The following is a 12,324-nucleotide window of genomic DNA, read 5'->3' as shown; positions in this document are numbered from 1 at the left end:
AATAACCCGCTCGACAATCCCCACACAACCGTAAAATTAAATAAAATTCAATTATTATTAAATTATGTCATCACTAATCCTAATCCGCATTTTCATAGCAGCCGCAGCCGTATTCGGAGGTTTATCCGTTGCAGGCGGTGCTTTCGCCTCCCACGCTTTGAAAAATCAATTGAGCGATCGATCTTTAGCAATTTTTGAGACCGGCGCCCGCTATCAAATGTACCATGCCCTAGCTCTATTACTCGTCGGTTTACTCTTGAGCTACGCCCAAGAGTCTCAAACCTTTTTTGCAGTGGCTGGATGGGCTTTTATTGCCGGCACTATCATCTTTTCAGGCAGTTTGTACGCCCTGAGTTTGACTGACATCAAATGGCTGGGTGCAATTACCCCCCTGGGGGGAGTTGCTTTTATTGTCGGTTGGGGGTGTTTGGCTGTGGCTGCTTTTAGTTTTAAATAGGCAATTGGTAAATGTTGAGGCAATTGGCAATTACCTAATTGTCAAATACATCGCTGGAAAACATCTCAGTCAAAGTACGCAAGTAAGGTACAAATACCGTTAAATCTTCAGCAGGAAGCCGCTCGCATATTTCCCAAAACAAAATCAGCAGCATATCCTGCACTAACTCCCAACTTACATGAAGTTTCGGGTACAACATCACGCAAATTGGAAACAATTCTTGCTGTACCGGGTGAATGCTACCTTCCAAAACGCACCAGCACAAATAGCTTTGAAAAATTTCCACATCCCGGATACCAGAATTTTTTACCTCGCGATCGCTCAAATACCCGCTGCAGCAGCGGTATCCTTGATGCTGGGCACTGGCTCGATCGTACACTGCACTAGCAATCTGAGTCGTGTGCTGCAACAAATGCTGAACGGCTAATAGAGCTCTTGAATTCGGGGGCTGATTCGCCGCAGCCTCGTTAATCTCTCCGTAGGGAATGTGCAGGTAGTCGTCTACAATTCTTAAGTAGGGTGCAAATTCCGATCGCTCTGACTCCGAAAGACATCCTAACAATATTTTGCTAGTGTATTGAAACTGCATTGTCACAAATCCCAGCACTAACGGATCTGTCTCTGAGTATTTTCGCCTCACTTTGATAATATCTTTTCCCACCAGCACTGACAAGCGGAAAACAGGTTCTCTATCCGCATAAGCCTCTATTGCTTTCCGATATAATGTGCGAGAATCGGCGGCAATTTCTAAAGAATTAATTAAACTTGGATCGATCCCGTGTCGCTCTATTTGTTTCCCTAAAAGAGCTTCTACCCTACTCCAAGCTATCTCGCTGGCTAATTTCAGGGTATCTGTCAATTTGTCAACTATTGGGGCCCTATTTCCCTCAAAATTAGTTAAATCGAGGCTTGGGAGAATTTGGCGTGGCGCTTGGTTCTCTCGTGCCGCAACTGTACTGTAATATTTTTTTGCCCAGCTAACTGCGAAGGAAGAAACGCTGACACCTTGAGCTTTTGGGAGTTGGTCAGTGTCGGGTTCGGTAATACCTTGGGACGCCTGACTTGTGCCCTGTTGAATTTGGTCGGCTGCTGGTAAAGACTTTGAAGATATTTGTGAAATACCCGTCATGATAAACCTCGTTTTTTTATAAAGTCGCACTCGATCGATTCCCCTAATTTTTAAAGTTGTTAACTACAATTTTCTGCATTTGTACGCTGACAGTCATCAGCCATTACGCTTAAAGCTATAAGCCATTTGGCTCGACTGCCTGCATCTTTTATAAGTTGCACGTTAATAACGTTATTTATTGTGCGATCGATCACCATCACCCTGTGATCGCGATCCTAAGTGATTTTTTTGACCTATAAAGAGGGCTGCAAATAAATTTAATTTGTCTTAAAATCGAATAATTAAAGTCAAGTCTGCCTCAAAAAAACTGCTGTTTGAAATACTTGATGTTGGTTTTGGAGCGCTTTGGTCGATCGCCCTAATTTCTTAAAGAAGCTAGGCTACGGCACGATCTAGCGATGACTTTGGTTAATTGATTTATATAGCTAAATTAGAAATGTATTGTGAGTCTGGCGAGTGTTAGTAAACCCTAACAAATTTAATAATCGGCTTTTCTAAATAAAAAATTAAATTTGAGATTAAGATGAGATTTATCAATAGTCCGGACAGTTTTCAATCACTAACGGCAGAATGAGGGTTTGGGCCTTCTCAGTGAGGTCAAATGCTAACGGTAGAATGAGGGTTTGGGCCTCGGTTTCAAAAACTGTCCGGAGTATTGATTTATGTGCATTTCGTTAATGCCATTGCCAGGGCCGTTTTTTGCGCTCAGTTTTTTAGCTTCCCCGTGAAGCGAAGCTATCCCGTAGGGAATCGCCCGCAATTGATCGTCGTCCATTTGATCGATCACCTACCCTTCAAAACCAGAATTAGCGAGTGACTCGCCCGGTAGCGGGCACATTTTGCCAAATCCGGCGGGATCGAGTCCTCTGCCGGAGGCGAAAGCCTGTCCCTACAACGATAGGATTAGGCTTATTAGGCCCCACGGGCGATCGATCCTCACAAACAGCACGGCCAGTACGTCTTTAAGGCTATGGCTTCGGGTAGGATTAGTAGGACGAGAGGAAGTGGATAAAATGAGCGCTAGCAGCAATTCAACAGAAATTAAGTTCGGAACCGATGGGTGGCGGGGACTGATTGCCCATGACTTTACTTTTGCCAACGTGCGAAAAGTCACCCGGGCGATCGCCAGTTACCTAGAAACCGCTTACACCAAAGACCGCCCAGTTCTAGTCTCCTACGATACCCGCTTTCTGGCAGACGAGTTCGCCCGCACCTCGGCGGAAGTATTGGCAGATTTGGGATGGACTGTGAAAGTGGTCGATCGAGATTGCCCCACACCAGTCATCGCCTACAGCGCCAAGCATCTCAACTCCGCAGGTGCCCTGATGTTCACGGCTTCGCACAATCCCGCACCTTACTGCGGCATCAAATACATCCCCGACTACGCGGGCCCGGCTACCCCGGAAATTACTGATACAATTGTGGCAAATATTGCTGGTGCTTCTGATGCCCCAGCCAAAGGCAGCCACAACGATAAAATCTCCAGTTTTGACCCGAAACCCGAATATCTGAAGTTTCTTTATACTTTGATCGATGTGGAGCGGATTCGCTCTGCTAAGTTGAAGGTGAAGTACGACGCTCTCTACTCGACTTCTCGCGGCTATCTCGACGGCGTTTTGGAACACTGTGGCTGCGATGTCGAAAGTTTTCACACCTACCGCGACGTGCTCTTTGGTGGTGGAATGCCCGAACCCAAGGGGGAACAGTTAGTTGAGTTGGTGGAAGCTGTTAAGAAGGATTCGGCGGATTTGGGTTTAGCTACCGATGGCGACAGCGATCGCTTTGGTATTGTTGACGAGTTGGGAAATGTCTTGACTCCAAATACTGTACTGTTGCTGCTGGCGCGTCACTTGGTTAAGAATAAAGGATTGACTGGGGCGATCGTCCGTACAGTCGCAACTACCCACTTGCTGGACAATTTGGCCGCCAAGTACGGTTTAACAATATACGAAACCGCAGTCGGTTTTAAATACATCGGCGAAAAAATGCGGGAAACAGCGGTGCTCATCGGTGGCGAAGAGTCAGGCGGTTTGAGCGTTTTGGGTCACATTCCCGAAAAAGACGGGATTTTGGCTGATATGCTAGTTGCTGAGGCGATCGCCTATGAAGGCAAACCGCTTTCTCAGCTAGTCGAAGAAGCCATTAAAGAAGCCGACGGTCCCCTGTACAACAAACGCTTGGACTTGCACCTAGAAGAAGCCCACAAAGCAGCCGTTTTGGAATCTTTTACCAAGAATCCCCCCAAAGAAGTAGCAGGTATCGGCGTTAAGGAAATCGGTCGCAAAGACGGGATTAAACTTTATCTTGAAGACGGTGGCTGGGTACTGCTGCGGCCTTCGGGAACCGAACCCCTGATGCGCGTTTACATGGAAACCAATTCTCTGGAAAAAGAAACCCAAGTTGCCGAACACATGGAAAAGGTAATTTCCCAGTTAGAACCTGTTTAAGTTTCTACCTATTCCAACGGGGGTTTTTCCCCTAGCGCTTGGGATTGTGAGGTGCGCCGAAGCGCACCTTACGTATTTTTGATAACTCTGGTAAAGCCTCTGAACATTAATCATCGATACTGCTGGGCCAGTTATATATTTGCAATACACTGGGATTTGTTAAAGTTTGGGAAGTGTAAATTTATTTATGTTTGTTAAATTTTTAATTAATTTAAAAAATTCATAAATCTTTTCCGAATCTACTTGACTTTTATCCCGATATAATTGTATATTATTAAATAATGGGGCGTTTGCAAAAATAAAATTTTTACACAGATTTCGATTATAAAAAAATTATACAATTTAAATTACTAGCCTGTCAACTCGTTTATGAAAACAATTCCTCTGCTCGCCATTAGTTTTTTAGTAGCAATTTTAGTAAGCGCGATCGGCATTATCTCAGTGCAAAACGCCGCCCCAGTATCCTTAAACTTTATCTTTTTTCAATCGATACAAATGCCCGTAGGGGTAGTATTAGCAATGAGCCTGAGTGCAGGACTGATCGGAGGTGCGCTACTGCAACCGCTGTGGAACCTTTCAGATTCCCAAAACTCGCGTCCTAAATTTCAGGCAAATCCAGAAGAATCCGACACCGTACAATATTAAATAGATTTGATCCCTTAGAGGGAATATACCTGACCGTCAATCAGCAGCCGAGTAATTCCCTTAGCTCGCAAATAAGGCGCAGTTTTTTGCAGCATACTGCTGTCAGGAATCTTGAAAACCCTTTGATTGCGAGTAGCAAATCGGCGGGCAACTCGGTGATTGTCAAACACTGCCAGGGTTTTCTCGCGAATTTCCGCCGCCGGAATTTGACCCAGTTCGCCAAAAGCTTTTAGAGGTCTGGTGATTAACTCTGCTGCCCGATCGACCACCAAATAACAAATTTTGGGCAGAGATGCTTCGCTTAAAGGCAAAACTTCAATCAGCCCTGTACCCCGAAGCTCGTTAGCGAAGCCCTCGAAGAGGATCGACTCGCCCGACGATAGTGAACCCAGGAGACTGCCTTCAAACAGAGAGTCTTCATCGTCTACATCTTCGTCGAAGTCGTCATCTAAATCGTCTTCATCATCCTCATCCTCATCCTCATCCTCATCCTCATCCTCGTCATCTTCCTCGAAATCGCTAAAATCTTCACCTGCCAGCAGCCCTTCTGCTGGCAGCATAGCCTTTAGTTCACCAGTCACAACAGCGCGGTGGCTTTGATCGGCAAGAGTGGCTGCTGGGGCATCTGGCACATCAGAAACATCCAATTCTGCAACTGGTTCAGGGACTGATTCAGAACGCTTTCGGATCGTCGGTCTCGAATTTGAGGCTGACGGCAGGACAGGGACTGACTCCGACAGGGGGACACCTACAGGATCGATTTCGCCATCTGCCGACGGCTCAGTAGTCACCTCTGTCGGTTCAGAAACACTGGTGCGATCGGACAAACGCTTTTGTTTTTGCTGGACTAGAAATTCGTATTCCGGCTCCGACAAAGCACCCTGAAGGATGCGCCTTACAGTCGAACTGCTCACTCCGTAGCGCTTTGCCAGAGTGATAGTATTCTCGTTGGACTGTCGGTACAGCCTGATGAGTTCGCGTTTGTCTGAATCGGATAGTTTTGTAGGCGTCATGCCAAGTTTTCCAGCAAAAAGACGTGAAAAGACGCAGGCTAGCAGTCAGCGAACTGTGATTTTTGATTTTCGATTTCAAGCTCAGAGATGCCGACAAGGGCAAAAAAGCTTTCGCGTCCCCATCGCTTGCCGAAGCAACCCCAATCTCATATCGCTACGCTGCGCGACGACTGCGCCTGCTCTGGCGAGAACGGGTTGAGATGTCATGTTCCAAGATAGCTCCTATTCCGAACAGGATGGCGCTGAAAACAAAAAAGACTTCCAGCAAACTGCCACTTTGATAACTACCCTCAGCCTGAGTATCGCGCCATTTAAAGTACATATCTGCGATGTAAAGCGAAAAAGTTGCAGCCGCAATCATCCTCCAAGATTGGGAAAAACGTCCTCCCCAAAACGCCAGCAGCAGTGCTGTAGCAATAATCAGCAGAAAAACGTCCCCGACGATGTAAAACAAATTGATTGCATAGGCGTAAGGCGACAGTTGCTTGTCAAGTGCTATTACCCATGCGGGAGTTTTACTTGGTTCTGCTGCTTCTTCTTCTTCTTCGGGTGCGGATTTAGCAGCAGTCGCGGCTGTTCCTTTTACAATTGAGTTGGACGAATTTTCTAAACCAGGCCCTTTTGCCGCAGGCGCTGGCGCAGAGCCTGTCACTACTTCCTGGGTGGCTGCTGGAGACATTCCTAGCTGTAGCCTCCAAGACTCAGGTGCAGCAACCCAGATAGCTACAGCAATCCCGAAGGCTGCAATGCCCGCTAACAAAGCCCACTGCCAAATTTCTAGATTCAGCCGTTTGGAAGTCACAGCGATCACCATGCCCCCAATCAGTACCACATAGCTGCCCAGATAAAAGGCATCTGCGGGGGACACGTCCGGGTCGGCCTCGAAATACAGTTCCCAAATGCCAAATAGCACACCGCCGATAAAATAGAACAGCATCCCCAGACCAATGCCCAGCCAGACGTTTCGCCCGCTGACCATGTGCGGGCTTTGCCAGTTTCTAAAACAAACTAATGCAGCTCCCAGGTATGCCCCGCATTCAAAAATATAAGTGCCGATCGAGTACCACAGAGGTAAACCCTCTTCTGCTGAGAGGGGGACGCTGAACAGCAAAAAGAACAGCAGCGCCATGACAGCCCAGACAATGCCCACAATCACTAGGGTCTGAGCTGACAGTAAAGATGAAGATGTAGATGACTTTTCTGAAGTGCTACTCATAGGGATTCCACGAGACCTAACTAGCGGTTGAACGCACCCCATCTCAATCTTTGATGGGAGATGAGGATTCTTTCGCCAAAAAACCTTAAAAAACCTCGATCAGACGCTTCCGGGATAACTGGCGTCCTCAGTGTGTCGTCGGGGCTTTTGCCCTCGTACACTATAGAAAGACTAAGCAAGAATAATATCTATTTACTAATTAAATAAATTAGTTGTTAGTCGATCTTGTACCCGGAAATATAATGATAGACATACGGTAGATGTCTCCACCTTTAAGGTTTTTACAGTACCAAATCTATCTCTGAAATTATACCCTCAAAGGTTGAGGTATCTGTTTTTTGCTTTCCCACTCCCCTACTCATATCAATGATTTTGGGTGGGGAGTGCGATCGAAACTTAGTTAAATTGCCAGACCATAGGTGGCATCCAAACCGAATCAACAATTTGGTTGGTCAATACAAGTTGGCCATCCAACCTGTATATCGCGTACCCCCTACAGTGCAATTATCTAAGCTCCATTATCTGAACCCAATTGTCTGAGAAATTGTCACAGATTTTCTATCCTGCGATCCACAACTTGTTGAGGGATGATTGTTTCAGCCAATCTAGAAACTGAGTCCGATCCGGTGCTGGCATATCTTGCAGCACATCGCTAACTCCCTCAGCGAAGTCCGTATTGCCAAAATATGATTTACCCAAACGGTGAAGTTCTTGCAATAAGGTCTTGAGATGCTGCTCTTGCCAAGGAGGCACCTTGTGATTTTGCAAAGGACTAACCGTTAGCCAGTTTTTTATCGCATCAGGGGAGTCTGCCTGGGGGAAGTTTCCCTGCTGAAATACCTTGGCGATATCTTTCTGAAACGATGTGGCTTGCCTTGCGCCTAAGAGGTCTTCTACATCGAAGTAAACAGCTTGGAGGAGCAGCAGACAAGCCTGCGCGAACAGTGGTGCTTTGGCTGCTTCATTCCCTGCCGGTTCTTCACCGGCAAGCTGATCTAAACGGACTTTTCCCCAGACGCTATATCTATCCGGCTCTTCTAGCAGAACACAGGCTTTGCCTCGGTTGTCGGTTAAGTCCCGCCACAAGGCTCTGGCGTCTTCTGCTTGCTTGCCGTTGAAGGCGCTGATCAGGCGAAAAGTCTGCCCCTGATAATTGAGAATGGGAATTTGTTGATCCCGTTTTGGGTGTTGAAAATTGGTTATTTCAACATCCTGCCGTTTCAGAATAAACATGACACTGCGATTTGACTCCTGTCATGGCCGAGGTGCTGTGCTTTTGACACTCCCGATGCCTAAAGGCGAAGGGATTCTTGATTCAGCGAGTCCACTTAAATTAGCAGGATTGCTCCCGATCACCCAGAGATGGTTCTCTCCTCAAGCGTTCCGATACTTTTTTGCTAACAAATGTTAACAATTATCTAAGCTGAGATTGTCTCTCAGCCTTGGCGTATAAATCAATGCACGAAGGAAAATCCCCCGCGCACAATTTAGGACTGCTGTACTGGCAACGCTTGATTTTCGCGCTCGTGCCGAGCGGGCGATTGACTGTTTTGCTTTGATGCCGTAGAGGAAGCTTATATAGAGGCTCCGTACCATCAGGGATTTTCACCTGAGTCTTTCAATCCTAGTTCTACCACATTTTTATCAAATATCAAGTCGAGCAGAATGTTAGCCAACATAACTCAATATCAGCAAATTAGTCATTCTGGCTCAACTCATACCTCAAATCAGGGGACGATCTCTGGTTTTTCGGTAATGTGGTCAGCGTTTTAGGCTTTGCCACTACGGGATGTTAACATAACCAATAGACATCTGGGAAAAAGCACCTGTGACTCTTTTGCTGTCTGAGTTCCGTCTTAATTTGGGGAGATATCCGATCGACCAAATATTGGGGTTTCAACTCGACCTCTAAATACTTTACCCGAGTTCACCAAAAAACGAGCGAGAAGCCCCGGGCTACCGACATGGGGAGGAAAGCGGCTGCGACGACCGTCCCCGTGGAATGATCGCAATTGGAGTCGCAATGATATGATAAGTGCAGCGATTAAGAATAACCATCTACGTGTTGAAACATTTTAGTTTCGGTGAGATTCCGGCACAGTAAGCCACTACTGCATTTGAGCAGGAAGCCTATTTAACTGACAAAAAATATCAAAATGTGGAGCGTACCTATCTGGCATAAGTGATGGACTCCGAAAGCCGAAAAAAGCCAAAAGTATACGCAAAGCTTGGATTCGTCCATGCTGAGTGGGTAGAGGCGCATTGATAACGCCTTTGAAAGTCCCTTTGTGGTCTTATTCAAGAATCCCCCTGATTCATCAGTGGGGAGTATCAAATAATTTACTTGCTTGATCGCACACTGCACCGATACAATAATCTTGTTAGCGATTTTTGAGTTGGGTGCGTAACTCAGTTGGATAGAGTAGCTGCCTTCTAAGCAGCGAGCCGCAGGTTCAAGTCCTGCCGTACCCGTTAACTAAACCTTTTGCCTAGTAAGGGTTTAAGGTTGACTAAGCTACCGAAAGCCTGGTTTTCCGCTCATCTTTAGCTCAGTCCTACTTTTCTAAGTAGCTGAGTATGTCCAAAACTGCCTCCATATCTGCCAAGTTTGCGCCGGACTTTTTGCGCCGCGCTTTTAACTGGTTGAGCAAGTCGGCCGGTTCTGGAAAATCGGGAAAATTTTTACTGGCTGCATCATTTTTGGATTTTTGTCTCAGGTCGGAGAGTTCCGTCTCAACTCCCTCCCGATCGCGCAGCGCTTCCTTGAGTTCTTGCTCCAACATCTGCACCTTCAGTCCTAAATCGCCGTTGCGCTCGTGTAACTGATTCAGTTCTTTATCCCATTCTGCAAGCTGCTTGTTGGCCGCTTTCAATTCCTGCCTGAGTGATTCATCGTTGCCATCACTCAGGCACTCAATTTTCCCAAGCGTTCCTCAATGGCGGCCATCCGCTCCATCACGGGGTCAAGGCGATCGGCGACAACCTTGTCTACAGTGTCTACAATATCTGTAGACACGACGCTATCATTGCTTCGTGTAGACAAATCTGTAGGTGTTGTAGACAGTGTAGACGTGCCTGAGACTTCCTTGAGAATGCGTTGTGCAGCTTGACTAACCGACTCACCGTCTAGTTTCTGAGCTTCTATCCAGTTCAGGAAGTGACCGGAAGCTCTGAACGATACGACTTGACTTTGACTCATTGTAGACACCTGTAAACAGTATTTGTCTACAGTAACTGATATCTGTCTACACTGTCAACATTTCGTAGACAAAACTTGTAGACAAAAAAATCCCCCAATTAAGGGGGAGAGGGATTCAGTCGTTAGTTGTCAGGCAGTGGCTAAATTTTTCCTTGGAGACGGATGAGTTCAGCAATTCGATCGCGGACTAACTCGTCTTCTCCCTCCAACCAGTCGGCGATAGTAGCAGTGCTGTATTTCCGTCCCGGCGTATTCCATCCGAACATTTGAGTAAGCAGGGCTTGTAAATGTTCAGAACGGTACTCTGGCCACCAGATTAGTGCAATGTCTCGCATTTTTTCTGCGTCCTCTGGGCTGATAACTTCAGGTACTGATGCCACTGCCGGCTCTGACTCTGGTTTTAATGGGGGCTGAGCTTGCGGAGATTGAGTGAGTATTTTTACCAGTTTCTCGCGCTCGCTGTCGGTAAGTTGAGAGAGTAAATTGCAAACCTGACTAAAAGGTGAGGAAATTGTGGAGCCATTGGAGCCAGCGCTCTGTGTAAGGGTTTTTGGGTAGCCAACTGCGGAGCCACTATTTTTTGGCTCCGCAGTTGGCTCCACAGTATCCCTTGCTCTGTCTACTGGCTCCAATGGCTCCACAGTTTTTGTGGAAGTTTGCACAAATCCAATTCCAAGCAGATATCTTTGGTTCCTCCGCTCCATGTCATCTCGTTCGCAATAGCGACACACTTGAAGCTTTGGAAAAATCTCGCTAAGCCTTGATGACAACTGGTTTATAGCCTTCACCGGAGCGTCATATTTATTGGAAAGTTCATTCCAAATCAGCTTCTCTTTGGTGCCGCTAGTCTCTCTCTCTAGAATCCCTGCATCCTCATACCAAGCTTGCAATTGCTCCCACAAATCTTTAACCCAGACGCGACCGCCAGACTGAACCTCCAAACCAACCTCGCGCGCAAACTGCCACAAGTGCCGGCTTTCCTCCTGAGCTTCTCGCATCGCCTCACGGGTTGCCTTGTAGTCAATCCCCTCTTTCAACAACAGCGGCAACCGCTCCAACATCTTGTTAAGCATCGCCGGTGCAATCCGTTCAAGGATAAAGTTCTCGTCATCCTTAAAGCGTGGGTCAGCCTCTAATTCACCCTGAGACGGGTCAGCATTATGCTTGTAAGTTTTCTTGAAACTCAGGATGCCGTAGCGGTCATCAATTGCAGCCGTCCCCCCGGTGATGGACGGTAGTTTATTGCAGTTGGCTAAAAAGATGGCCGCAGGCTTGTACTCATAACCATCCTTGCCCTTGCGTTCAATATCAAGAATGTCCCCTGTAATCAACTGCTTAAGACTCTGGATGGTGTCTAGGTCTACTTTTGCAGTGTTCTCTGAAGCCCAATTACAAATGCTTCCTTCAATTCCTGCCAGAGAGAACTTGCGGCCATTGTCATAGGACTTGAAATCTGACAGCGACTTACCAGTCATCCCCCGCCCAAAGACAGCGGATAACACAGCCCGCAATGTATCTTTACCGTTAGCTCCCTCGCCGTGGCACAGCAAACCTTTTACGCCCCGTCCCGTCAGCTTGGAGCGTACCAGCTTCAAATTCAACGCAGCAGCAGCAGCCCGCAAAAATACCTCACGCTGCGACGGCTCCAAGCATTCCAAAAGGCGATCACAGTCAGTCGCGTCAATGTCGGGGTCATACGTGCAACCAACGTAGGTATAGACGTGTTCAGGATTGTGTGGCACAAGCGAGTGAGAGCCATCAGGGTTAATTTTCACCACTCCTTCAGTAGTGTTCAACCCATCAGGATTGATGGTATTGGGGTCTACTGCCACAGCTAAGAGCATATAGCTGTAAACCTCGTTGACGCTGGCAGAGTTAGCTCGATTGCAGCGATATTTCCCTTTCACCAGCTCAGAGTAGGTACTCAACCAATCAAGAATGCGCCGCTTCTCGGTAGCTTCCGATCGCAACTCATAATAAGTCCCGGTGAATTCAAAAAGCTGCCCCGCTATCGATACCCAGGGCGTGTCAGAGTACAGTGCCTCTACAGCTTTCTGCACGTAGTTTTGCTCTGGAATCGGTGCAGTGTCTGGGATGTAATCATTTACACTACTGTCATACTTCTGGCATACTACTTCTTTTCGCGTACGCGGGTGAGGAGTTAGAGAAATAGAAGTAATTAATTCCGTTGCAGCGTCGTTGACTGCTTCCTCTACCC

The 12,324-nt window shown here is 47.0% G+C and carries 11 protein-coding genes and 1 tRNA gene; 4 read left to right on the top strand and 8 right to left on the bottom strand.

The window, feature by feature from the left end:
- Positions 1 to 64 precede the first annotated feature (64 nt).
- Positions 65 to 457, top strand: coding sequence for a DUF423 domain-containing protein (locus QUB08_RS26195; protein WP_333228459.1), 393 nt, complete (start codon positions 65 to 67; stop codon positions 455 to 457).
- A gap of 34 nt (positions 458 to 491) precedes the next feature.
- On the opposite strand, the gene QUB08_RS26190 is transcribed toward QUB08_RS26195, so the two are convergent.
- Together QUB08_RS26190 and QUB08_RS26185 are read right to left on the bottom strand one after the other, a co-directional pair.
- On the bottom strand, positions 492 to 1,586 hold the full coding sequence (locus QUB08_RS26190) for a hypothetical protein (RefSeq protein WP_333228457.1): 1,095 nt from the start codon (positions 1,584 to 1,586) through the stop codon (positions 492 to 494).
- A 604-nt stretch (positions 1,587 to 2,190) separates the two neighbouring features.
- Complete coding sequence (locus QUB08_RS26185; protein ID WP_333228455.1) at positions 2,191 to 2,361, bottom strand: hypothetical protein; 171 nt, start codon at positions 2,359 to 2,361, stop codon at positions 2,191 to 2,193.
- Positions 2,362 to 2,599: 238 nt separating this feature from the next.
- Here QUB08_RS26185 and QUB08_RS26180 point away from each other — a divergent pair, with 238 nt between their 5' ends.
- The gene (locus tag QUB08_RS26180; protein WP_333228453.1) at positions 2,600 to 4,033 is read left to right on the top strand and encodes a phosphoglucomutase/phosphomannomutase family protein; all 1,434 of its coding nucleotides are present in this window, start codon (positions 2,600 to 2,602) and stop codon (positions 4,031 to 4,033) included.
- A gap of 369 nt (positions 4,034 to 4,402) precedes the next feature.
- The gene (locus QUB08_RS26175) at positions 4,403 to 4,678 is read left to right on the top strand and encodes a LapA family protein (RefSeq protein ID WP_333081696.1); all 276 of its coding nucleotides are present in this window, start codon (positions 4,403 to 4,405) and stop codon (positions 4,676 to 4,678) included.
- 14 nt (positions 4,679 to 4,692) lie between these two features.
- Here the strand turns inward: QUB08_RS26175 and QUB08_RS26170 are convergent, their stop codons facing one another.
- The 3 genes from QUB08_RS26170 to QUB08_RS26160 form a co-directional block, all read right to left on the bottom strand.
- Complete coding sequence (locus tag QUB08_RS26170; RefSeq protein ID WP_333228451.1) at positions 4,693 to 5,691, bottom strand: hypothetical protein; 999 nt, start codon at positions 5,689 to 5,691, stop codon at positions 4,693 to 4,695.
- Positions 5,692 to 5,845: 154 nt separating this feature from the next.
- Positions 5,846 to 6,907, bottom strand: a complete 1,062-nt coding sequence (locus QUB08_RS26165) for a hypothetical protein (protein WP_333228449.1) — start codon at positions 6,905 to 6,907, stop codon at positions 5,846 to 5,848.
- Positions 6,908 to 7,465: 558 nt separating this feature from the next.
- Positions 7,466 to 8,140: an Npun_F0813 family protein gene (locus QUB08_RS26160; RefSeq protein ID WP_333228448.1), complete on the bottom strand. Its 675-nt coding sequence runs from the start codon at positions 8,138 to 8,140 to the stop codon at positions 7,466 to 7,468.
- 1,165 nt (positions 8,141 to 9,305) lie between these two features.
- On the opposite strand from QUB08_RS26160, the gene QUB08_RS26155 reads away from it, so the two are divergent.
- Positions 9,306 to 9,379 (top strand) — tRNA-Arg (locus QUB08_RS26155).
- 83 nt (positions 9,380 to 9,462) lie between these two features.
- Here the strand turns inward: QUB08_RS26155 and QUB08_RS26150 are convergent.
- From QUB08_RS26150 to QUB08_RS26140, 3 genes are all read right to left on the bottom strand, one after another.
- Complete coding sequence (locus tag QUB08_RS26150; protein ID WP_333228446.1) at positions 9,463 to 9,780, bottom strand: flagellar alpha dynein; 318 nt, start codon at positions 9,778 to 9,780, stop codon at positions 9,463 to 9,465.
- Between the two features lie 32 nt (positions 9,781 to 9,812).
- A complete protein-coding gene (locus tag QUB08_RS26145; protein ID WP_333228444.1) occupies positions 9,813 to 10,106 on the bottom strand; it encodes a hypothetical protein in 294 nt (97 codons plus the stop codon).
- A 140-nt stretch (positions 10,107 to 10,246) separates the two neighbouring features.
- On the bottom strand, positions 10,247 to 12,324 hold a 2,078-nt coding region (locus QUB08_RS26140; RefSeq protein WP_333228442.1), incomplete at its 5' end, for a DUF5906 domain-containing protein.

Origin of the sequence: Microcoleus sp. BR0-C5, from assembly GCF_036705045.1 — a bacterium.
GTDB lineage: Bacteria > Cyanobacteriota > Cyanobacteriia > Cyanobacteriales > Microcoleaceae > Microcoleus.
This window is presented reverse-complemented; position numbering and strand designations above follow the sequence as displayed.